General features: G+C 69.7%; 16 protein-coding genes. 4 read left to right on the top strand and 12 right to left on the bottom strand.

Annotated features, from left to right (window positions below; all coding sequences use genetic code 11):
• Positions 1-36 precede the first annotated feature (36 nt).
• The 8 genes from CMC5_RS13415 to CMC5_RS13385 all read right to left on the bottom strand — a co-directional run bounded on the left by CMC5_RS13415 (position 37) and on the right by CMC5_RS13385 (position 10,739).
• Positions 37-2,088 carry an RCC1 domain-containing protein gene (locus tag CMC5_RS13415; protein WP_169796531.1) on the bottom strand — a complete coding sequence of 684 codons (2,052 nt, stop codon included), beginning with the start codon at positions 2,086-2,088 and terminating at the stop codon, positions 37-39.
• Between the two features lie 71 nt (positions 2,089-2,159).
• Positions 2,160-5,291, bottom strand: a complete 3,132-nt coding sequence (locus CMC5_RS13410; protein ID WP_156338550.1) for a hypothetical protein — start codon at positions 5,289-5,291, stop codon at positions 2,160-2,162.
• Positions 5,292-5,326: 35 nt separating this feature from the next.
• Complete coding sequence (locus tag CMC5_RS13405) at positions 5,327-6,136, bottom strand: undecaprenyl-diphosphate phosphatase (protein ID WP_050430779.1); 810 nt, start codon at positions 6,134-6,136, stop codon at positions 5,327-5,329.
• A gap of 70 nt (positions 6,137-6,206) precedes the next feature.
• A complete protein-coding gene (locus CMC5_RS44430; protein ID WP_156338549.1) occupies positions 6,207-6,578 on the bottom strand; it encodes a hypothetical protein in 372 nt (123 codons plus the stop codon).
• Between the two features lie 82 nt (positions 6,579-6,660).
• Positions 6,661-7,695: a polysaccharide deacetylase family protein gene (locus CMC5_RS13400; RefSeq protein WP_050430778.1), complete on the bottom strand. Its 1,035-nt coding sequence runs from the start codon at positions 7,693-7,695 to the stop codon at positions 6,661-6,663.
• Positions 7,696-7,702: 7 nt separating this feature from the next.
• Positions 7,703-8,527, bottom strand: coding sequence for a class I SAM-dependent methyltransferase (locus tag CMC5_RS13395; protein WP_245678425.1), 825 nt, complete (start codon positions 8,525-8,527; stop codon positions 7,703-7,705).
• A gap of 34 nt (positions 8,528-8,561) precedes the next feature.
• Entirely contained in the window at positions 8,562-9,323 is a 762-nt protein-coding gene (locus CMC5_RS13390; protein ID WP_082362455.1) for a class I SAM-dependent methyltransferase, read from the bottom strand.
• Between the two features lie 390 nt (positions 9,324-9,713).
• Positions 9,714-10,739, bottom strand: a complete 1,026-nt coding sequence (locus tag CMC5_RS13385; protein ID WP_050430776.1) for an aldo/keto reductase — start codon at positions 10,737-10,739, stop codon at positions 9,714-9,716.
• A 160-nt stretch (positions 10,740-10,899) separates the two neighbouring features.
• On the opposite strand from CMC5_RS13385, the gene CMC5_RS13380 reads away from it, so the two are divergent.
• The 3 genes from CMC5_RS13380 (at position 10,900) to CMC5_RS13365 (ending at position 14,566) form a co-directional block, all read left to right on the top strand.
• Positions 10,900-12,576 carry a serine/threonine-protein kinase gene (locus CMC5_RS13380; RefSeq protein ID WP_050430775.1) on the top strand — a complete coding sequence of 559 codons (1,677 nt, stop codon included), beginning with the start codon at positions 10,900-10,902 and terminating at the stop codon, positions 12,574-12,576.
• 130 nt (positions 12,577-12,706) lie between these two features.
• Entirely contained in the window at positions 12,707-14,059 is a 1,353-nt protein-coding gene (locus CMC5_RS13370; protein WP_156338548.1) for a serpin family protein, read from the top strand.
• A gap of 51 nt (positions 14,060-14,110) precedes the next feature.
• Positions 14,111-14,566: a VOC family protein gene (locus CMC5_RS13365; protein WP_050430772.1), complete on the top strand. Its 456-nt coding sequence runs from the start codon at positions 14,111-14,113 to the stop codon at positions 14,564-14,566.
• Positions 14,567-14,573: 7 nt separating this feature from the next.
• Here CMC5_RS13365 and CMC5_RS13360 read toward each other — a convergent pair whose 3' ends face one another.
• The 4 genes from CMC5_RS13360 to CMC5_RS13345 form a co-directional block, all read right to left on the bottom strand.
• On the bottom strand, positions 14,574-15,167 hold the full coding sequence (locus CMC5_RS13360; RefSeq protein WP_281180884.1) for a hypothetical protein: 594 nt from the start codon (positions 15,165-15,167) through the stop codon (positions 14,574-14,576).
• A gap of 402 nt (positions 15,168-15,569) precedes the next feature.
• Positions 15,570-16,928: an FHA domain-containing protein gene (locus CMC5_RS13355; RefSeq protein ID WP_050430770.1), complete on the bottom strand. Its 1,359-nt coding sequence runs from the start codon at positions 16,926-16,928 to the stop codon at positions 15,570-15,572.
• A 90-nt stretch (positions 16,929-17,018) separates the two neighbouring features.
• Positions 17,019-19,805: a hypothetical protein gene (locus CMC5_RS13350; protein ID WP_050430769.1), complete on the bottom strand. Its 2,787-nt coding sequence runs from the start codon at positions 19,803-19,805 to the stop codon at positions 17,019-17,021.
• A 428-nt stretch (positions 19,806-20,233) separates the two neighbouring features.
• Positions 20,234-20,866 carry a TetR/AcrR family transcriptional regulator gene (locus tag CMC5_RS13345; protein ID WP_050430768.1) on the bottom strand — a complete coding sequence of 211 codons (633 nt, stop codon included), beginning with the start codon at positions 20,864-20,866 and terminating at the stop codon, positions 20,234-20,236.
• A 140-nt stretch (positions 20,867-21,006) separates the two neighbouring features.
• On the opposite strand from CMC5_RS13345, the gene CMC5_RS13340 reads away from it, so the two are divergent.
• A complete protein-coding gene (locus CMC5_RS13340) occupies positions 21,007-22,209 on the top strand; it encodes an HlyD family secretion protein (RefSeq protein WP_050430767.1) in 1,203 nt (400 codons plus the stop codon).
• The last annotated feature ends 47 nt before the right edge of the window (positions 22,210-22,256 follow it).

The raw sequence follows: 22,256 nt of genomic DNA, 5'->3' as shown, positions 1-22,256 counted from the left end.
CCTCCGGGAGCTGATGCCCATGCGGCGCGATACGCCTCAAGGACCGAGGAGGACCACCCGCTGCGGCGCGCTGCTCACCACGCGCCGACCTCGGCCGAGCTGCCCGAGGGCGTCGTTTCCCCAGCACCATGCCTGGCCAGCAGGATCGAGGGCGCACACGTGGTTGAACCCCACGCTGAAGCCCGAGAGCGCGACGTCACTGGCCACCCGGTCGACGGGGGTCTTCGGACGGCCCAGGTGACCGCGGCCGAGCTGTCCCTCGGCGTTGTGGCCTCCCGAGCAAAACGCCTGTCCGGCTCTCAGCCCGCAGCTCATGTCATCCCCGGCGGCGATGTTCTCGAAGCCCTGGAGTTCGGGCCGCGGCATGCCAGTGAGGTGCTGCTGGTCCGGGTAGCCGAGCTCCGACACCTGGCCGTCGGTGTGCTGGACGATCGGGAGCGACATGGCGCGGACAGGGGACAGGGACTTCACGACGTGACCGACGGGCCTGGGCTCGTGGTGCGGGAGGGCGACGTCCCCCTCGAAGCGTGTGTCGGTGAAGCAGACGAGTTCGCCGCTCTTCCGGCGTCCGCAGGTGGTGCTCCCGTGGGCGTCGAGCGCGACGATGTCGGTGAAGCCGGCCATCGGGAGCCATTTGCCAGCGCGAGGCGCGTCCTCGTCGGTGCCGAAGGCGCAGTGGACCCGGCCGTCGTCGCTCGCAATGCACACGGTGTCGTGCACGTCGATGCTCACGTCGCGCACGGTCTTTCCATGGGCGGGGGCCTTCCACCAGAGCCACTCGCCCCGGATGGGCGTCCCGAGCCAGAGCGCTTCGGCCTCGGTCCGGACGAGCCAGTGGAGGGCGTGCCGGAGGTCGCGCACCTTGGTCTCGAAGGTCCGTGGCGTGTGGATGGGCTGCCTTTGCCCCCAGGCGAGGAGGCGGCCGTCGTGGGTGAGCGCCATCGTCTCCTGGTGCCCAGCGAGCACCTTGCGTAGCCCCTGGGCTCGGGGGACAGGCGCTGGGTCCGGGCGGTTCACGTCGTTCCCGTCGCCGAGCTGGCCGCTCTCGTTCGATCCGAAGCAGCTCACCTCGCCTCGCTCCAGCACGGCGCAGCATGTGGACGAGCTGCACGAGAGGTCGACGGCGGCGCCCCCGAGGTCGAGGTCGCGCGCGCGCGCTCCGCCCGCCGAGAGGCAGCCGACACGTTGATGTTGCCGGTAGCAAGGGCCGAGGGCGTGCGCTTCGAAGAGCTGCTGCGCCGCGCTGGGCCCGGTCCAGGCAGCGACCGGAGACGCGACGCACTGGACGGTGCCCTGCCGGGTGATCGCGCACACCCGCCACTGGTTCATGTTGACCACATCGATGGCGTTGCGAATGCCGGGCAGCAAGGTGGGCTTCTGCGACAGGCGGACACCGATGCTGTCGTCGTCCTGAGAAATGCAGGCGACGCGGCCGTCCTCCAGGGCGGCGCAGGTTCGACCCAGGGAGGTGTCGCTCAGCGCGACCACGCGGGAGAGCGCGGGCAGGTCCGTGCCTCGCCCTTGCATGTCGAAGCAACGGACCGCGCCGCTGGACAGCACCACGCACACGCCAGCGGAGGTCCGCGCCACGTCGCGCGCGTCCTCGGTGCCGGCGAGGGGACGGGCTTGCTCGCCGAAGGCCCAGCACTTCACGGGTCCGCTCGTCGTTCGGGCGCAGCTCAGGTCGCCGACGATCACGTCGACCACCTCTTCGAGCCCCTTCACGAGGCGCGGGGTTCCCGTCAAGACGACGTCGCTCGGGCCAGTCTGAAGCGCCCCCCAGCACGCCACCCGGCCGCTGGTGAGCACTGCGCAGGCGGTCGAGCCATCGACGCTCACCTTGCGCGCAGGCCCGAGGGGCACGGCAGGCTCTTCGGGCGCCACGGGGAGTGCGGGCGCGGGCGACGTGGAGGACGCCGGGCGGGGAGGTCCGACACGAGTGACGGAGGGCTGGGCGGGCGGGGAGACGGAGGAGGTTCCGCGGGTGTTCACGCCGGTGTTGCACGCAGTTCCTGCGGCGACGGCCATGACGACCGGGGCCAGGAGCTGGGCGCGAGCGCGAGGAGGAGGGAAGCGAAGGAGGCTCATGCGCTGGAGGCTCATACGATGACCCGGGCCGAGGTGGGGCGCCGTGCTCACGGCGCTGGAGCGGAGCCGCCTCAGGGACGTGGTTCCAGGGTGCACGTCAACCGCTGGAGCGTGCTCGCTGCCCCGCGGTCACCCCCGTCGGCGCGCTTGCCGACCAGGTCCATCCGCACGAAGCGAATCGGACCCGCGGGAGGCGCTGAAGATGTCGCCAGCTGGGGAGGTGGGGACCCAGGCTGAGGATCCAGCAGGGCCACCACGTGGCTCACGCAGGCCTCCCGTTCGTGGACCCAGACGTCGTAGAGGGCCGTCCGGATGTCCCTGCGTGACCCGTCGACCAGTCCCTCGCCACGCGAGCGGCCGATGCGGAAGTGCACGCCTTGTGGGCGGGCGCCGCATGCGGGGAGCGTTCCGAGGCGCTCGTGGAGGTCGAGCGAGGGCGTCCAGCCGTCGAGCGGGAGCGCGGCCACCGTCGGGTTGGAAAGCGCGTCGGGCGCATTCGCGCCAGGCACGTCGAGCGAGAGCATCCGGAGAATTGGCTGCTCGACACTGTAGAGGAGCAGCGGAACACCTCGCGCCGTCGGCTGCCCGAGCGTCGTGCGCCCGGTGAACAGGGCAGCAGGGGCCAGGACGCGCGGCGGCTCCCCGCTCCTCCACGCCAGGACCTGGGCTTCACGCTCCCACGCGATCGTCTCTCCCTTCTCCGTGCCGAAGACGACGTCACCCGTGGGGAGCAGGTTCCACGGCACCTTCGCGACCTCGATACCACCAGCCGATTTCACCCGGACGAGCAGGTTGTCGTGCCCTGCGCGGATGGAAAACAGGGCGCGATCTCCGGATGCGGCTACCGCGGAGAGAGTCGCGTTCTGGGTCACGCCAGGCGGCGCCTTGCCCGTCCACGAGCGCAGCTTGCTCCCCACCTCGCTCGGATCGAGCCAGTGCAGGGTCCAGGTGAGCGCAGCATTCGCCGGGGCGCTCGGACGCCGCGCTTCGAGGAGGCCCATGGCATCCAGCACGCCCCAGCGTCCCTGGGTGGCGGTGCTCTGCCTCTCGTCTGCCGCGGTGGGAGGCCGCTTGGTGCGACGGCTGAGCAGCTCACTCAGCTGCAGGGGTGACCCCAGCACGGCGAGCCCTTGCGCGGGGCCACGAGAAGCGCAGCCGAGGATGCGCTCGGGTGCAGCGCGCTCGCGCACGGGGCGGGAAAGGAGCGTCCCTGCTCCCGCCGGGGTCGCTGGCGCCTCGCTCGCCGGGGTCGCGTCGGGAACTCCTGAGCCCGAGCGTGCTGCAGCGGCCAGCGCGATCCCGCCGCCGGCAGGCCCCCAGCCAAGCCGGAGGTGGGTGTCGATCTTCATGCCCACCGTCCCCACCGAGAGCGTCTCCTCCGAGTCCGCGGCATGATGGAAATCCATCTGGCCGATCGCGCTTCGCACGGCCGCCGGCGCCGCGATGTGGACCCAGCTCCGCCCGCCGTCGAGCGAGCCTTGCACCTCTCCATTCTCTCCCAGCGCGAGGCCATGGCCTTGACGGATCGAGGCGTGCTTCGTGTCGGTGAGCGCGGTGAGCACGTAGGGCCCCTCGCCCGACGGCTGCACCACAGACCAGATCGACCCACCGTTCTTGAGCACGAACGACAGGGCGTGATCCTCTCCCTCCTCGATCGGGCTCAGCAACTGCAGTTCGTCCACCTCCTCTCCACCGCCGGTGATCTCGCTCCCCCATCCGAGAGAGCCCACGCGCACGACATGGCCATCGGGTCCCGTCGCCGTCATGAACGGTCCGACCCAGGTGTCCGACGCTCCCTCCTCCTCGTCGCCACCCTTCCCATCAAGGGCCTTGTCCGACTGCAAGGGCGGCATCTCGTCGCCACGCCAGAGGCCTCCGAGTTGCGCCACGCGACCTCCCAGCAAAGCACCAGCGCCACTGCCGTAAGGGTCGCCGGAGGCGATCAGCGTGAGCCACTTCCCGTTCGGCTGCCGGACACAGACGTTTCCTTCCGCCCCGTCCTTGCAAGGCCCGACCAGCATCACGCCGCCGCTGGGAGAGGTGCGCAGCGGCTGCGCTCCATCGAGCACGAGGGTGGGCGGCTCCACCACGAGCCGCTCCTCGCCGAGAGGGATCCGCACCACCCCGAAGGGCTCGTAGACATCGCGGGTGGACTTGTCATCCATGGCGCACGCCACCCAGGCGGCTCGCGCCGTGCCCCCCACACCGCATGTCTCGGGCTCTTCCACCTGCGAGATCGAAGCAAGCTCCAGCACGTTCCCCGTCACGAGGTCGACCCGCGCTGCGAGCCCGTGGCTGGCCACGACGGCGGTCCCGGTCGCGGCCGCGACCCCGCTCACCACGGCGGCCTCCAGCGGATCACGCCCTGTCCGGCGCACCCAGCGCAGCAAGGCCGGCTCGGACGCTGCGGCAGCAGGCTGGGCTTCGATCGCCGAGAGCCGCCCGGTCGCCGCGTCGATCGCCTTCTCTGCCGAGCCGTGCTCATCGATGTAAGCGCGCAGCTCCCCACCCCGGACGCGTAGACCACGCATCCGCAGCGCGGCTCTCCGCTCCCCACCCGACGGGAGCCGCCAGGTCGCTCCCCCATCGCTGGTCACCGCCAGGCCCGAGACTTCGAAGAGCGCAGCCCCCACCTTCGCATCCAGGAACCTCAGCGCGCTGAGGGGGGGCAAGGGCAGGTTCGCGAGCGGGTTCGGCTTCCCCGTCTCCACGTCGATGCTCTGTGGCCTCGCGGGCCCCACGAGGAACACCATGACCCTGCCAGGCGCCGAACCGAGCCGCTGCACCACGCTCTCGGCGTGGGCCAGCGGGACCAGCGGCCCCAGGGGCTCATCGAGGCGGTAGATGCCATGGGCCCCCCGCAGCACGACGCGCGGCTTGCCCGAGGGCTCGACGGCGGGCACCTCGAGCACCTCCTCCAGCGGCTCCGGGTCGACCTCCTTCGAGGTCCGCAGCGCTCCATCGGCCGACACGACGCCACGGCGCCCCCCCAGCAGCACCAGCGTCCCGCCTTCCACGCTGGGCCCCACCAGCGTCGCTCCTCCCGACACCACCCAGCGGGCAGGCATCGCCGTCTCCACAGGAGCGCTCGGCGCCTCCGTCACCTTCCGCGCGGGCGCGTGGACCGTGGTCGCCGGCGCGCCCGAGCACCCGGCCACCACGCTGCTCAGGAACACGAGGGGGGGGAATGTTCGACGGAACATGGCGCCTGCGAGCTTACCGCAGCCGCCGGCGCTGCCTACCGGGATGCGAGCGCGAGCACCAGGACGCCGAGCGCGATCCGGTACCACCCGAACGGCGTGAGACCGAACCGTTTCAGGTAACGGAGGAAGCCCGAGATGACCAGCAACGCCACGATGAAGGAGACCACGAGCCCCACGCCGAGGTTCAGCATCCCCCCTGGCGCATCGAGCAACGTCTGCCCGTTCTTCACGAGGTCGAAGACCGTCGCCGCACCCAGCGTGGGGATCGCGAGCAGGAACGAGAACTCCGCCGCCGCCGCCGTGCTCAGGCCGACGAGCTGCCCCCCCAGGATGCTCGACATCGACCGCGACGCCCCCGGCCACAGCGCGAACGCTTGCGCGATGCCGATGATCAGTGCGCGCTTGGGGGTGACGTCCTGCAGGCGCGTCAGCCCTTCCTGCCCGCGCTTTCGCTGGAGCCGCTCCATCGCGATCATCACGACGCCACCGACGATCAAGGCCACCGCCACCGGCATCGGCCCGAACAGCAGCGCCTTGATCTTCTTGTGGAGCAGGTAGCCGAGGCCCGCAGCGGGCATGAACGCGATGCCCAGCGCCATCACGAACCGCAAGCTGGCCGGATCCCGCGCCAGCACACCGCGCCCGAGGTCCAGCAGCCGGTTGCGGTAGTACACCACCACCGCCATCACCGCCCCGAGCTGGATCACCACCTCGAGGGTCTTCGCGGCCTCGTCCTCGTGTCCGAGCCACGACCCGAGCAGGATCAGGTGTCCCGTCGACGAGACAGGCAAAAACTCCGTCAGCCCCTCCAGGATTCCGAGGAGGAGCGCGTCGATCCAGCTCATCCGGCGCAGTCTAGTCGCTCATGCCGTGGCCGCGCCTCGCGTTTCGTTCGCACCCCGTACGGGTCTACCGTCATCGCCGCAGCAGCGGGTCATGGGGTCGCTGCGCGTCCGGCCCTTCCCACTGGGACGGGGGCACCGATCTCGTCCCCGGCGCTGCACCGCTCCCACCTGGCGGCAGACCCTCGAAGGCACCGGGCATGTCATCGGGCAATGCGGGCGACACGCCCCCGGGCATCGTGTTCAACCAGCCGTCCAGGTTCGCCCCTGGGGTCGCTCGCCCAGGTGGCGCAAGGCGCCGGGGGACTTCCCTCGGCCCTTCGTCGAGCACCTGACTCTCCCACATCTCCGTGCTCTCTGGCCCCGCTGGCGCTCGCCCGCGCTGCGATGCCCCCGCACAGGCAGCGAGTGCCAGGGCCACCACCACGAGCGTGCCTGCTTTCACGCTGCTCATCATCCAGGCCGGAAGGGCAAGCCCCGCGCCGTCCGGAGGTGTCACGAGCGTGCCGCCTGGCGGGCCTGCGCCCCTACTTGAACGAAACGCGCTGCGCGACCCGCTTCAGGGCTTGCTCGGCGAGGCGGCGGGCATACGGGAGCGGCCCCAGTCGCGGATAAGCACCGCGCACCGGCCGAGCCGTCTCCTCTCCCCGCAAAAGCCGCTGCCCGAGCGCACCGACCGTGTCCACCTCGAACTCGTCGGCGTGCTGCTGCAGGTAGCGGCACAGACCGCGCAGCCGCTCCAGGTTGATCTGGTTCGGCCGTCCCCGTCGGCGCTCGGGCTCGTCCAGGAAGAAGAACTCGAACGAGTGCGTCACCAGCGTCACCTCGCGCACGCCGAGCGCCCGGTAGCGCCGCAAGCACTTGATGGTCTCCCCGACGGAGACGGCGCTGATCTGCAGGTGCCTGTAGCCACCACGCAGCTCGGTGAAGTTGGTGATGGGTAGCTCCCACACGCCCGACTCCGGAGAGCGGAACAGGCCGAGCGCGGGTTCGTTCAGGCGCATGCGGCAGTTCTTGGAGAAGTAGCAGGGGTTGTAGTTGCTGCTCAGGGCGATCCCGGCTTGCTTCATCGCCCCCCAGATCGCGTTGCTCGCGCCGAAATTCCCGGCCCGGTACGACACGATCTCGGACTCGGGCACGCCGGCCTCCGCGAGCAAGGAGCGGCCCTCCATCAGCAGCGCGACCTGCTCTGCTTCCGTGTATGCGGCGATGTCGTCCGGCGCTCTGGACTCGCCACGGCTCATGAAATCGGCCACCCGCTGCACGGGGTGCATGTGGAGCTGCACGTCGTGCCCGCGGCTCCGGAGCGCGGTGCAGATCTCGCGCAGCTTCGAGACGCCGAAATAGCGAGCGCCCAGGGCCTCCATGTAGAACGTGCCGCGCAGCCCGCAGGCCTCCAGCTCCCGCATGATCCGCTCGATGCCCAGCGGCTCCCGCTGGTTCACCAGGCGGCCCCACACCCGGACGTCGTAGCCGATCGGCGGCTTGACCCGCCCCTCGCCCATCCGCTCCTCGGCGCACTCCACGTCGACCGTGATGTAGACCCGCGTCCTGTCGCTCATAGAACCCCTAAGGTTTCTGCAGGATCATCGTGATGGTCGGGGAGATGAAGCCCACGTGGGCCCCCAGAGGCAAGAGCAGCCGGTTCGCGGCCGAGAGCACCTGCCTCCGCTTGCCGCTGACGCCCATCCGCGTCTTCAGATCCATCAGCAGCTTTCCACCGTCCCGCAGCCCCAGATCGCGGTAGCCGGCGAACCCCGCGCGCAACCTGAACGGCGACACGCTCTCGACGCGAAACCCGAGCAAGGCTTGCTGGAGCCGCTGCGGCACGTAGCTCACGCCCCAGCGAGCGGAGTGGGACTCCTTCGGCCACAGGCGGTTGCTCGTGCCGAGCACCACCACGTACCCACCCGGGGCGAGGACGCGATCGATCTCGCGCTGCACCGCGCCGAGGATCTCCGGCGGCACGTACTCCAGCACGCTGTTGCAGGAGATCACGTCGAACGAGCCCGACTCGAAGGGCATGCGCGTCGTGTCGGGCAGATGCATCACCCGCACCCGGTCCCCGAGGCCGTGCCTCGCCGCGTTGAGCTGGGCCAGCTCGACGTATTTCTCGCTGATGTCGACGCCAGTCACCTCCGCGCCGAGCGACGCGAGCACGATGCCCGTCGCCCCGAGATGGCAACCCAGCTCCAGCACCCGCAACCTCCGGACGGATCCGAAGATCGCCTGGAAGGCGTGCCGGCTGCGCTCCCACTCCCAGGACACGTAGCCACCGACGAAGACGTCGTCGGGGTTCCAGCCGAGCGCGAGGGCGCGCTCCCGAAAGCGACGATCGGCGTCCTGGTCGACGACGTCGGGGGGACCCTGGGCCTCACTTTGCGAGGGACTCACGCCACGTGCATCCGAGGAACTCACCATCGTGTCGTCACGCGGCGGCGGCGGCCTTCACTTCGGCCCCCGGCACCCGGTAGATGGCGAAGAGGAAAGGCGAGAACCACGGGTTGCTTTCGCCAGGGACCACCCGGTTCGCCACGAAGCGCAGCGGCCCCGTCAGCCGGCGGACGGCCTTCTGCGCCAGGACCGGCGCGTCGTCCTCCACCCAGAAGTGGAAATGGCCGCCCGTGTAGCGGGCCTGCACGAGCTCCGCGCCGTTCCTGGCCGCCGCGGACTCGAGGAAGGGCAGGTTCATGATCTTCGTGTTGTGCCGCAGGAGGTTCTTCCGATCGAGGAGCCAGTGCAGCGCCCGCTGCGCGCCTCCGAAGTTCGGCATCCCGATCACCACCGTGCCGCCCGGCTTGCACAGCTCGAAGTGCCGATCGACCACACGGTCGGCGTCCTCGAAGTGCTCGATGAACCCGAACGAGGCGACCACGTCGAAGCGCTCCTCGCTCTCCCACGTGAAGAAGTCCGCCTTGTGGATCTTGCCGACGTCGAGCCCGCGCTTGCGCAGGTTGTTCTCGATCACCTCGGGATCGGCGGTGTAGTCCAGGCCGTACGCGGTGAACCCGAGGCGGCCGCAGAAATCTGCGAGGATTCGCCCAGGAGCGCAGCCGATCTCCAGGAAGCTGCGCCCCTCACCGGGAGGGAGGAAGGGCGCGACGTCGTCGTAGAGCTCACAGCCCTCGCTGAGATCGTCACCGTAGTCCTGCCAGTGTCGCTTCCAGTAGTCCTGTGACGTGAGCCTCACGCTGCGCCTCCTGCGTCGCGACCCGACAGAACATCCAAGGCCGGACGCTCAATCTAGCCTGCGCAGCCGTGCAGCGACAAGACGGGGCATCCTCCGCGTTCCGCGAAGGCGCCCAGGATCCCGTCAGGCGAGCTCGTCCCCTGTGCTGCGGGGAAGTTGCGATTGCAACAAAACGCGTTCCGTGAGGAAACGCTGGCGCTCCAGTACCCTGATCTACGGGTCCGTGGAGCCGGGTCGCCCCTGCTCCACGACGCGAGTATGTCACCCTCGCAGGGGCTGGTAAAGACCGGAGATTCCAGAGCGCCTCGATGTCGCACGCTGCGGACGGGTCAGCTCGGTCCGCCCGGCGTTCATCGGCGCTTCCAGACGTTCATCCGCGCTTCCAGGCGTTCACCAGCGCTTCTGGATGTGTCCCATGAAGTCGTAGGGGTAGCCCAGGTCGAACGCGCTCGCCTCGTCCAGGCGCTTCATGTCCTCGTCCGACAGCGTCACCTTGGCCGCCGCCGCGCACTGCTCGAGCTGATCGAGGCTGCGCGCACCGAAGATCGCCGAGCTCACGGTGGGCTTCTGGACGAGCCACGCCAGCGACACCGCCGTCGGCGTCGACCCCCGCTCCGTCGCCAGTGCGCGCACCGCATCGATGATCCGCCAGTTCCTGGGTGAGTCGTACCTCGACAGCCGCTCCTTCCACTTCTCGAGCCGGGTACCAGCCGGAGGCGGCTGATCCTTGTCGTACTTGCCGGTCAGAAAGCCTCCCGCGAGCGGGGACCACGGCAGCACGCCGAGGCCGAACTTCTGACACAGGGGGATGTGCTCCCGCTCCAGCTCGCGCACGAGCAGGCTGTACTGCATCTGGAGGCTCACGAAGCGCGCTCGCCCCTCGCTCTTGCTGGTCCACAGGCTGTCCACGAGCCGGTAGGCCGTGTAGTTGCTGGCCCCCAGGTACAGCACCTTGCCCTGGGTGATCAGGTCGTCCAGCGCGCGCAGGATCTCGTCCTCCGGCGTGTCGATGTCCTGCATGTGGATCTGGTAGAGGTCGATGCGATCGGTCTGGAGCCTGCGCAAGCTCGCCTCCACGGCGCGCATGATCCGGTAGCGGGACGCCCCGGAGCCATTCGGCCCCTCGGACATCCGGAACCTGAACTTCGTGGCCAGCACCACCTGGTCCCGGTGCTGCCCCTTCGCGAGCCAGCTTCCGACGACCCGCTCTGACAGGCCGTCCTGTCCGTAGATGTCGGCGGTATCGATGAAGTTGATCCCCAGCTCGAGGGCGCGGCTCATGATCCGGTGCGACGTGTCCTCGTCGCACGAGATGCCGTGCATCATGCTCTTCTCGTCGGCTTCGCCGAAGGTCATCGCCCCGAGACACAGCGTCGAGACCTTGACGCCACTCCTGCCGAGCGTGCGGTACTCCATGCGACTTCTCCTTGGTTCGTCGGTCGGATCACCGACCTACGGGGTGCTTCGCCCGATGTAAAGCCCCGGACCACGCCAGCACGGCATCGAGAACGCACCGCGTCAACGCCGGAAAGCTGGCCCGATCCGCGCCAGGTCTGGCTACGCTCGCCGCGATCCGATGGACTCTGGTGGAAAGACCCCCGCGACCTTGCAGGCATCCCTCACCCCCGAGAGCGGGTTGCCTTCGCTGTCGATTGGCGACGTGCTGCACCGAGAAGAGGTCGCGCGTGCCCGTATTTTCTTTCCCTCCGCCCTGCTCCTCGCGGCCGCGAACCTGCTCTGCGTCCCGCTCCTCCCGTTCCCTGGCGACGCCCGCATCATGGCCGGCGTCGTCCTCGTCGTGTGCGTCATCCTCACGGCCATCGGCCGTCACCTGGCCAAGGATCCCGCACGCTACACCGGGCCCCGCGTCACGCTCCTCGCCGCCGGGTGCTGTCTCGTCGGCACCGCGATCCTGTACTTCATCGGCATCTTCTGCGCCGGGAGCATGGTGCTCATCCTCGGCATCCATTTCTTCTCCACCAGCGGGAACCGAAGCTCCAGCATCGCCGCCTACGCCACCATCGCGATCCTCTACTTCTTCTTCTCCGCGGGCATCGCCTCGGGGCTGCTCCCCGACATCGCCCTCTTCTCGGTCGCCGGTGTGCCGCCAGCCGTCCAGTGGTTCCAGGTCGGCATGTCGCAGGTCTTCTTCGCCATCACGCTGTTCATGGCCCAGCGCAACCGCGCGGCGCTGGAGAACGCCGTCCACCAGGCGCAGCGCGCCGCGATGCAGATCCGCCAGCGCGACGCCCAGCTCGCGGAAGCGCGTCGCGAACTCGATCGGGCCCTCCAGGCCGGCGAGGGCCGTCGCACCGGCCAGGTCCTCGGCGGCTACCGCCTCGGCGAGCTGCTCGGCCGCGGTGGCATGGGCGAGGTGTACCGCGCCGAGGACGTGATCACCGCTCGCCAGGTGGCCATCAAGATCATGCACCTCGGCCTCCTCGACGACGAGGAGCAGGTCCGCCGCTTCCTGCAGGAAGCCGAGATCGCCGCGGCCGTACGCACGCCGCACATCGTCGACGTCATCGACCTGGGCCGCGCTCCGGACGGCGCGCCGTTCCTGGTCATGGAGCTGCTCGATGGCAACGACCTCGGCTGGCACCTCCGCCGCCGCGGTCCACTCCCCCTCGGCGAGGTCGTCGATCTCGTCGAGCAGCTCGCCAAGGCCCTCGCCGTCATGCGCGAGGCTGGCATCGTCCACCGCGATCTCAAGCCGGGGAACATCGTCCTCGCACGCCAGGCGCCGACCCAGCGTGGGCGCCCTGCGGGCCCGTCACTGTGGAAGGTGCTCGACTTCGGCGTGGCCAAGGCGCTCGGCACCACCAGCACCCTCACCCAGGGCCAGATCCTCGGCACGCCTTCGTACATGGCCGCCGAGCAGCTCGCTGGCGAGGTGGATCACCGCACGGATCTCTACGCCGCCACCGCCATCGCCTACCGCTCGCTCACCGGCAGCGCCCCCTTCGAAGGCGACGACGCCGCACAGATCGCTTACAAGGTGATGTTCGCGCAACCGACCGCACCGTCGCAGTTCGTGCAGCTCCCCAGCGACGTCGAGCTGGTGCTCGCCATCGGCCTCGCCAAGAAGTCAGCCGATCGCTTCGATCGCATCGAGGATCTCGCACGCGCTCTCCGCCTCGCCTCGCGCGGTGAACTCGACGAGGTCACCCGCGCACGCGGCTGGAAGCTCCTCAAGGTCTCTCCCTGGGAAGGCCAGCGTCGCGCCCAGCCTGGACCGGCGCAGGTGGCCTGAGTCCGGCCTCCACGGACGCGCGCCTCGCCTCATGGAGCCCATCGCTCCGACGCCGCCCATCGGTTACCCTGCCGCGCATCAACGACGCCCGGCGAGCCCCATCCGCCGGACGACCGAGAGGAGTCGACCCATGCGCTTTGCTCTTTGCCTCTTGCCCCTGCTCGCCGTGGCGTGCGGACCGAGCGGAACCACCTCGTCGACCACCGACACGACGACCACCCCGACCGCGCCCAGCGCGACCCAGAGCGCGCCCACGGGGGCTACCACCGAGGGCGACTCGCCGTCCGCCGCGCCCCGCCCCAGCCCGCCCACCGAGGGAGAGAGCATGGACCTCGCCGCCAGCAGCAACGCCTTCGCGACCGATCTCTACGCCCAGCTCCGCACCAAGGAAGGGAACCTCGCCTTCTCGCCCGCGAGCATCACCCTCGCCCTGACCATGACCTGGGGTGGAGCCAAGGGCGAGACCGCATCTCAGATGGCCAAGGTCCTGCACCTCACCGGCGGGCAAGACGCCGTCTTCGAGGCCGCCGGCAAGCAGCTCTCGGTGTGGAACGACGCCTCCCGCACGGCCTACACGCTGCGCGTCGCCAACCGCCTCTTCGGGGAAAAGACCTTCACCTTCGAGGACGCCTTCCTGAAGAAGACCGCCACCTCCTTCAGCGCCCCGCTGGAGCCGACGGACTTCGCCAGCTCGGCGAAGGCCCCCGAGACGGCGCGCGCCCGCATCAACGGCTGGGTCGAGAAGGAGACCCAGGATCGGATCAAGAACCTGATCCCGAGCGGCGTGCTCGACACCAGCACCCGCCTCGTCCTGGTGAACGCCATCTACTTCCTCGGCAGCTGGGTGACCCCCTTCCCCAAGGCCTCCACCCGGCCTGCCCCTTTCCATGGAAGCAAGGGCGCCGCGAAGGACGTCCCGACCATGAACCTCACCAGCCACTTCAAGTACGCCGCGGTCGACGGACTGCGCGTGCTCGAGCTGCCCTACAAGGGCGACGAACTCTCGATGACGCTCGTCTTGCCCGACGACAAGAAAGGACTCCCCGCCGTCGAGAAGCAGCTCACGGCCGACAAGCTGTCCTCCTGGATCCAGGCCGCTTCCCGGGCGAAGGTCAACGTCGCCCTCCCGCAGTTCGAGCTGTCCCCGAGCGTCTATGCGCTCCGCAACCCGCTCTCCACGCTGGGCATGCCCGACGCCTTCGACGAGCGACGCGCGGACTTCACCGGCATCGCCAACCCCACGAACCCGAGCAACCGGCTCCTGATCACCCAGGTCCTTCACAAGGCGTTCGTGAAGGTCGACGAGCAAGGGACCGAGGCCGCCGCCGCGACGGGCGTCATCATGGGCGTCCGCAGCGCCGCCCCGAGGCCGGAGCCGATCGTCGATTTCCACGCGGATCACCCCTTCCTGTTCTTCATCCGCGACGTGCGCTCCGGCATGATCCTGTTCGTCGGCCGCGTCGAGGATCCCGCCTCGACCTGAAGCCGCCGGCTCTGACGACCCATCCCCCATGAACATGAGGAGACCCACCGGATGAAGCTCGACAACGTCCGCCTTCTGGTCGTGCGTTTCGAAGAGATGTTCCAGTTCTACCGGGAAGCGCTCGGTCTCACCCTGACCTGGGGTGACGCCTCCGGCCCCTACGCGAGCTTCGACCTGCCCGACGGCGGAACGATCGGGCTGTTCCGCCGCGAGCTGATGGCGAGCACGGTGGGCACGGCCAAGCTGCCTCGCGAAGGCGAAGGTCAGGATCGCTTCGTGCTCATCCTGCGGATCGAGGACGTGGACGCGCTCGCCGTCGCGCTCGGCCAGCGGGGCGTGGCGCTCCTGGGTGCGCCGAGGGACATGCCCGACTGGGGGCTGCGCATCGCGCACCTGCGCGATCCCGACGGGAACCTGCTGGAGTTGATCCAGGACCTGCCGAGCGACGCGGCCAGCTCGACCCTGCACGAAGACGAGACGATCTCGCTCGAAGGGAGCGGGATCTGAGGCGACTTCAGGCGCTCGGGAGACGCTGCTCGAAGACCAGCGCGCCGTAGGTCAGCCGGAAGACGGCCTCGGTGGTCGGCACGAAGGAGAGGACCTCGGCGACCGGCTTGTCGACCTGCACGCAGAGGGAAAGGGGGAAGGCGCGCAAGGCGGGTCCCCCAATCGACGGGTGGGCTGCCGCGAAGAAGAGGTTGTAACGGTAGCGCGTCACGCCCTCTTCCTCACTCAGCGTCAGCCAGGGTGCCTCCTTCTGCGCGTCGAGCCCGGTGAAGACCTGCGCGATCGCCGCTTCGATGGCCGCGCGCAAGGTCGGCAGGAGCGGGGCCGCCGCGTCATCCAGGAAGTTCGCCACGTCCGCGATCTGCGCCGCGACGGAGCTGGAGACCGGCAGCGCGCCATGGCCCGAGCTCCTCCCGCCGCCGAAGACCAGCTCCGCGTCCGGCAGCTCGCTGAAGATCGCTGCGGCCCTGACCATGTCGAAGGGCAGACGGAAGGACCTCGTCGAGAGGGCACGCTCGAAGCTGCTCGCCAGACGAAGGGCATGCATGCGGTGGTGTTCCTCCACCGAGGCACAGACCACCCTGAACCGCCCCGAACCCATCCTCATGCCCGTGACTCCTTTCACTCCCCCGAGAGGTGTTTCCTCCCGGGAGGTGTTCATGCGCAAAACGGTTGCTCGCCCTCGATCCAGGGAGTGCATGCGCGCGCTCGATGCACACCACAGGCCACCCATGGCGCACACTTCCGCTCCTGATTCTCGAAGACTTTCGGGTGTCTGATGCTCCTGGTCACCCCGGAGGATCGGCGCCCTCGGTGGCTGCCGTTCGATGGACGGAGACCTCCGTCGCGACGGTCTTCACGCGTGAGGGGCATGGCCAGCACGCGCGAGGGGCATGGCCAGCCGTCCCCTCGCGATGTTCCCCCCGGGTGAGGTCCGCAGTCCTCACCACGCACGCATCAGGTGATGACCCGAGTCCTCGCCCCGTGCGCCTTTCTCCGAGGATTACTGCCCGAAGACGGTTTCCTTGCGCACCAGATCGATCACCGCATTGCCCCCACCGAAATTGGCGCCCCCGAAGGCGTGCTCCACGCCGACGTACACCGGCCCGAGGCCATGGGCGAAGTTGTCACAGGCCATCGACGTCCCACCGAAGTGGACGAGCGCCTTGCTCCGCTGGAACGAGTACCGCGCGAGGTCCAGCTTTTCCCAGGCGTCGGAGCCGGGGATGATGGCATCGTCCTCGGCGGCATCCCAGTCGGGGATCACCGCGCCGACGCTGGGATCGCCGATGCGCGCCCGGAGACGCAGGTACTGCGGTGGTTTCGTCTGCACCCCCGCGGGAACCTCGCGGCCTTGCCCCTGCGCGAACGTCGGCGCGTCGAGCCAGATCAGCGCGTAACCGCCACCGATCTCGTCTTCCATCACCCACGCATCCCCCTCGTGACGCGGCGCTCCTTCGACCTCTCGCCGCGTGTGATCGTCGGCCTGGAAGAGGGCGATCGCGACCTTCCCCTCACCACCCACCCGGTACTCGGCCGGCACCAGCAGCGTGCCGAGGTGCACCATCGGCACGCCATCGCGACGCGACCGTGGCCACTGTGCCACCGGGATGGGCGGCACCCCGAACGAGAAGCCGTGCCCTACGTCCCCGTCGGCGGGCACCACATTCCACGCCCGCGTCGGCGTCCCCGTCCCTGCCGAAAGCTCGGGATCCGCGTCCTCGTCGATGGGTGGCGGAGGAGGTGCTGCTGCCTCAGCCGCCCGTCGCCGCGCCAGCGCCTCCTCGTCGGCCAGCACCGCCGACGCTGGCTTCTCGGTCCGGAGCAGCGAGCGGAGCGCCGACATGCTGTCCTCCGGCGGCCGGTCGGCGCGCTCGGCCAGCCGGTCGAGCACGGTCTTCAAGGTCGATGCGACGGCATGCGCCCGACGCGCCGGGAGCAAGAGAACATCGCTCACCACCAGCGCCACGAGCTTCGGCGCGGGAAGCTCCAGGAGCCGCACGAGGAGCCGATCGCGCTCGGAACGCGAGAGATCGCGGAGCGCATCACGCGCCTTCTTCGAGGGCGTCGGGTCCACGTCAGCGGCGACGAAGATCACGGCATGCGTCGACAGAAGGACCAGGTCCCCTGGCGCCACCTCCTTCTCGCCCGAGATCCGCTCCACCCCGACGCTCACGTCCCCGCGCCCCATGGGCGTCACGAAGACCTTCCCGTCCCGAAGCACGAACCGCGCATGCTTCTTCTCGATCATGTCCTCGGTGAGCCGCAGGTCGCCGCTCCGTCCGGCCACGAGCGGCTTGCCCCCGAGTTCCACCGAGACGACGCCGAACCCGCTCGCACCATGAAGCCACACGGTTCCCATGAGGGACGGTCTCTACACCCGATCTCCATGCGCGCGTAGGAGCAGACGCTCACAGGCCGTCGCGGCATCGGCCACGGTCAGCCCTCTCCTTCACACCGCAGAAGTACGCGACTCCAGCGGCGTGCTTCCGTCCCCCTCCAGCCGTACCCGCGCCATCTCCGCCCAGCACTCCGTCTGCCGCTGTGCAGCGGCTGCCACCGCGTCGACCGCCTCGTCTCCACCAAGCCTCGCGACCACCGGCGCGAGCATCTCCACGCCTCCCCAGCCGCTCAGCGTGGAGACCAGCGTCGCCGCCCCTGCCGCGTCGCCAAGGCTCACGGACAGCAGCCACGCCGCATCCTCCAGCGCCATCCACGGCGCACAGCGCATCACGCTCTCCAGCCCTTCGCTGCCGGGATCGTCCCTGTACGCCGCGACCACACGCGTGGCGAGCCCAGGACGGAGCGCCTCGGACGCCACCCGACAGAGCGCGACCAGCGCCGTGATCCGACCGAAGAGCGACGCCTCGTCTCCTCCTCGCTCGGCGAGCGCGACAGCCTGATCCAGGCCGAGCACCTGGAGGGCAGCCTCCGCCTGATCCCGCACGAGCGACGCCGCGACCCAGGCAGGGGTGAGCGCCGCCACGGCCCCCTGCGCTGCAGAAACCAACGCGCGCCCCCCCGGGGTCGACGCCGCCCTCAGCAGCGCGCGCGCACCATCGACGCCGCCTCCGCACAGCGTGTCGATGGTCTCGAGCTCATCGCCTGTCTCACCCAGCTCGGCAAAGCGTCGCGCGAGAGGCTCCCCCATCCCTCCCATCGCCTCCCCGCGCAGCCGCACGACCTGCGCCAGGTTCAGAAAAGGAGCCAGCGCCTCGGTACACGCACCGTGGTCGAGCAGCTCACCAGCATCTCCCCCATCCTCCAGCGCAGCCTCCTCGCCTCCCGCCTCCCCTTCGCCGTCGAACTCCCCTTCCCCTCCCGCCTCCCCCTCGTCCCCCGCATCTTCCCCCTCGAAGAAAGCCTCGAACATGACGGACAGCGCGCGCTCTCGCGCTTCGGCCGGCAGCCTCCCCAGGAGAGGCGCCAGCGCGTTCGCGCGGGATGCAGGTGGCAGGTCCATCGCCAGCCGAAAGAGCCTCGACGCGAGCGCCGTGGAGAGTCCCTCCGCGCTTCCGAGGCGAGCGAGCCACCGCCCAGGATTCGCGCGCGACCGAAGCTCGGCGAGCGTCTTCTCCACGAGGGGCTCGGCCTCGGCAACGGGCACGAGGTCGACCGCAGCGAGCCAGTCGGAAAAGCTCAGTGCTTCTCCTCGCGTATCCACCAAGGCGAGGGCTCGCCGCGCGAACTCGGCGGCCTCGGAGGCATCGACCTCGGACGCCGCGCGCGCCACGAGAAGCAGCGCCTGTGGCGCCTGCCATCCGGCGCCACCCCGGACCGCGAGCGCAAGCGCCTGCGCGATGAGTTCGTGCCGAAGCGGCCTCGCCACGCCACCCGGAGACGACGCGACGGCGCTTTGCGACCCCAGCTTCATGGTCTCGCCCGGATCATGCGGGTGCGCGTGTACCGCGAGGGCCAGCAGCGCCATGGCCAGCGCGCAGTCGGCCCCTTCCAGCGCCTCCGAGCACGGTCGTCGTTCCCCGGGAGTCCACTGTTCGTGGAGCGTCCCCAGCACCCCTTGCGCGATCCCGGTCTCCACGAGTCGGACCATGGCGGCCACCACCCCTCCAGAGGGCGCCAGAAACCGAGACGGCTCAGCGATCAGGCCACGCGCCCGCCGAAGCTCCGCCCTTCGTGCCGCGAGATCCGACCGGGTCGACGGCCAGGCCCACCTCGGATCGCTCAGCGCCGCGAGGCCCTCTGGCGTCGCGAACTCTGCCGATTGCCCCATCGACAGCCGCCAATGATCGCCAGCGAAGCGACGCAGGTAGGTCCCTCCGTCGCTCTCTTCGTCGCTGCGCGCGATGCGCGAAAGGACGAAGCGTCTGGCGGCCTCGGCGAAGGGATCGGCATGGTGAAACGCCGCCGCATCCCTCATCGCGTCCAGAGGGTCCACCGCCTCCTCGATGGTGTCGCGCGCCTCCTCCCACACCGTGCAGAACGCCTCATGCGTGAACCGGATGGCGCGCAGCGCTTCTCCCTCCCAGGTGACGAGCATCGACAAGCTGTCTCGATGCGCCTCGATCAACGCCCGCACCTCGGCCTCGCTCCGACCCAGCACGGAGGCCACATCCACGAGTTCGAGGGGAGCCAGCGCCCGCGAGACCAACGAGAGCAACCCCACGATCTCCGTCTCTCGCTGCACGCTACACCACGCCATGAGCGACGCTGCGACGAGCCTCAGAGACCCCAGATCGAACGCCCTCCACGTCTCCGCATCCACGCCGACCAAGGTCACGTCCTCGGCACCCAACCCGAGCCGTCGTGACCACGCTTCCCCCGCATCGCGCTCCCCGGTGATGGCGACGACGACGCGCACCGCAGGCCCCAGCGAGGCCACCACGGAGGCCCTCGCGGCCTCGGGCCAGTCGAGGCAGGCGTCGAGATCGACCAGCGACAGCAGGAGAGGAGCATCGTCGTTCTCCTGATCGCGGTTGGCGAGGTGATTCAGCAACCGCTCACGCAGCCCGAAGAGGTCCTCCATGAAAGGAGCTTCCTCGGGCCACAGCGCTGCCGCGATCGCCGCGAGGACGTCTTGCTCGAAGGGGGCCCCCTGAACCCGGCCCACCCGCACCATGACCTGCTGCACGCCGGGAGCCCCCGTCTCGCGCAGGAAATGCTCGATGACAGCCCCCTTGTCGGCCTCCACGGACCCATACACGACACACGCTTGGGCGCGCTCATCCGCGTACCAGACGCGCAACGCCTGCAGCTCTCGGGTCTGGCTCTCTCCGCTCACTCCCCTCTCCACCCGGGCCTCCATCCTGCCGCGGCGTGGCCCATCGCCACGGCCTTCACAGCGTTCGCACTCACCACCCCGGGGGCGACGCCTCGGCTCTCTCACGCATCGAAGCGTCGCCCCAGACCGTCCTCGTGACCTCTCCGAGGACATGCCTACCACTGGATTTCACGGTGCGCCCCGGGCTCGTCGGCGCAGTCGAAGTGATAACATCGCTCAATGCGCATCACCGCTGGCGTCATCACCTCCTGAATCATCGTGTCACCGTGCCAGCCAAAGCGAAAGAAGCGAGACGAGGTGAGGGTCCCGTCGGGCACGCATCGATAGACCTCCTTCTTCAGCCAGCGCGCTTCAGCCAGCGCGCGAAGGCGTCTACGTAAGCTCGACGAAGCGACCATCCCTCCCCGACGCCCAGCTCCCGCTCCCCTTCAGCCCCTGGTGCGCGGCACGGCGTTTCCTGCGCGCGCGCCGGCGACCACGAAGTCCACGAGCCTCACCAGGTAGGCATCGTCGACGGGCTCCCCGCTCCGGAGCATCCGCGAAGACACCGGGGCAAAGGTGACGTCGATGAGCAGCTCGGCGTCGCTCCCTTCGGGGACCTCACCGCGGGCGACGGCGCGCGCGATGATCGCCCGGCGCCTGGCCCGGTACTCGTCGCGCAACGTGCGGACGATGGCGTCGACCTCGGGGAGCGCGCGCTCGTCCTGGATCATCCGCCCCAGCCCCTTGCCGAGCGCGGAGCCCCACAGATGGCACGAGCTGCGGACGGCGCTCAGCAGCTCCTCGCGGAACGAGCCGGACTCCAGGGGCTCCTCGGGCTCGGTGAAATGGCCGAGGGTGGCGGCCACCAGCGCCGGCTTCGTCGGCCAGCGACGGTAGATGGTGGTCTTGTTCACCCCGGCGCGCTCGGCCACGTCCTCGATCCGCAGCGCTGCGTAACCGACCCGGCCGATCTCCTCCGCGGTCGCGAGCAGCACCGTCTCGACCACGCGCGCGCTCCGCCCCCGGGGGCGGACGCCTTCGGTGCGGCGGCGCGGTCGGCGTTCTTCGGGGGTCGACATGGCGGCGTGCGTGCGTCCCACCTCAACGGAAAGAGCTTGTTCTTGTCCAGCCAGAACAAACCAAAGGCAACCAATTGTTGCCTTTCATCCCCGCGGACCTACTATGGCAACTTAGAGTTGCCTGAATTGGAGCCCAGATCATGAGCAGCACGCTCGCCCTCCCTGATGCCACCTCCCCCCTGGCCCCCCGGCGCGCGCTGCTGCTCGGCGTCACGGGCGCGATCACCGTGCTCGCAGGGGTCGGCTGGTGGGTGACGCACCGTGGCCTCGAATTTACGGACAACGCGCAGATCGACGCGGAGCTTCTGGCGGTGGCCCCGCGCGTCGGGGGCGTGGTCGTGAAGGTGAGCTTCGAGGAGAACCAGGAGGTGAAGACCGGCGAGGTGCTCGCCGAGCTGGACGACGCCCCGAGCAAGGCGCGGCTCGCGCAGGCCGAGGCGAACCTGAAGGTGGCGATCGCCAGCGCCGAGGCGGCCGAGGCCGACGCGCAGGTCGCGGAGATCACGGCGCTCGGGAACCGGTCGGTGACGGAGGCGTCGCTGCAAGCGTCACGCGCGGGCGCGCTCTCGTCGAAGGATCAGATCGCGGAGGGGCAAGCCCGGGTGACGGCAGCGCAGGCGGCGCTCCAGCAGGCGACGAGCGAGAAGGAGCGCACCGTGCGGCTGTTCGAGGGCGGGGCGATCTCGCAGGCGGAGCTGGACCGGGTGAACACGACCTTCGACAGCGCGTCGGCGGCGCTGACCCAGGCGCAAGCAGCGCTGAGCGGGCTGCGGTCGACGGCGGTGGCGGCGAGCAGCCGCGTGCAAGAAGCCTCCGCGCGCGCGGTGCAGGCGCGGGAGGTCGACGTGGTGGTGCAGCAAGCGCAAGCGCGGGCGCGGGCGGCGCGGGCGCAGGTGGCGACGGCGCAGGCGGCGCGGGACCTGGCCGCGCTGGACCTGTCGTACACCACGATCCGCGCGCCGCAGGATGGGGTGGTCTCGAAGAAGAACATCGTCGTGGGGCAGACGCTCTCGGCGGGCGCCCCCGTGGGGCAGCTCGTGCCCACGCGGCAGGTGTGGGTGACGGCGAACTTCAAGGAGACGCAGCTCGCGCACATGCACACGGGTCAGCCGGTCATGGTGCGCGTCGACGCCTACCCAGGAGCGCCCCTCAAGGGAGAGCTGGAGAGCTTCTCGGCGGCGACGGGCGCGAAGTTCGCGCTGCTTCCGCCCGACAACGCGAGCGGCAACTTCACCAAGGTGGTGCAGCGGTTGCCCGTGCGGGTGCGCCTCACGGAGGTGCCGCCAGGGGTCGCACTGCGGCCCGGGATGAGCGCCGAGATCGAGGTCGACACCCGTCTGTGACCCCCGGGTGACGCCCATGAGCGAGAGGCTGACGGACGAACGGCGGA

This window comes from Chondromyces crocatus (assembly GCF_001189295.1).
GTDB classification, from domain to species: Bacteria; Myxococcota_A; Polyangia; order Polyangiales; family Polyangiaceae; genus Chondromyces; species Chondromyces crocatus.
The sequence above is the reverse complement of the archived record's forward strand: the minus strand, read 5'-3'. Positions and strand labels throughout refer to the sequence as shown.

What these genes read in the sequence shown, in the direction of transcription:
- CMC5_RS13385 (WP_050430776.1), bottom strand. Translation starts at nt 10,739, where the DNA reads ATGGAGTACCGCACGCTCGGCAGGAGTGGCGTCAAGGTCTCGACGCTG.
- CMC5_RS13415 (WP_169796531.1), bottom strand. Translation starts at nt 2,088, where the DNA reads ATGAGCCTCCTTCGCTTCCCTCCTCCTCGCGCTCGCGCCCAGCTCCTG.
- CMC5_RS13410 (WP_156338550.1), bottom strand. Translation starts at nt 5,291, where the DNA reads ATGTTCCGTCGAACATTCCCCCCCCTCGTGTTCCTGAGCAGCGTGGTG.
- CMC5_RS13365 (WP_050430772.1), top strand. Translation starts at nt 14,111, where the DNA reads ATGAAGCTCGACAACGTCCGCCTTCTGGTCGTGCGTTTCGAAGAGATG.
- CMC5_RS13400 (WP_050430778.1), bottom strand. Translation starts at nt 7,695, where the DNA reads ATGAGCGACAGGACGCGGGTCTACATCACGGTCGACGTGGAGTGCGCC.
- CMC5_RS13370 (WP_156338548.1), top strand. Translation starts at nt 12,707, where the DNA reads ATGCGCTTTGCTCTTTGCCTCTTGCCCCTGCTCGCCGTGGCGTGCGGA.
- CMC5_RS13360 (WP_281180884.1), bottom strand. Translation starts at nt 15,167, where the DNA reads ATGGGTTCGGGGCGGTTCAGGGTGGTCTGTGCCTCGGTGGAGGAACAC.
- CMC5_RS13405 (WP_050430779.1), bottom strand. Translation starts at nt 6,136, where the DNA reads ATGAGCTGGATCGACGCGCTCCTCCTCGGAATCCTGGAGGGGCTGACG.
- CMC5_RS13345 (WP_050430768.1), bottom strand. Translation starts at nt 20,866, where the DNA reads ATGTCGACCCCCGAAGAACGCCGACCGCGCCGCCGCACCGAAGGCGTC.
- CMC5_RS13380 (WP_050430775.1), top strand. Translation starts at nt 10,900, where the DNA reads ATGGACTCTGGTGGAAAGACCCCCGCGACCTTGCAGGCATCCCTCACC.
- CMC5_RS13355 (WP_050430770.1), bottom strand. Translation starts at nt 16,928, where the DNA reads ATGGGAACCGTGTGGCTTCATGGTGCGAGCGGGTTCGGCGTCGTCTCG.
- CMC5_RS13340 (WP_050430767.1), top strand. Translation starts at nt 21,007, where the DNA reads ATGAGCAGCACGCTCGCCCTCCCTGATGCCACCTCCCCCCTGGCCCCC.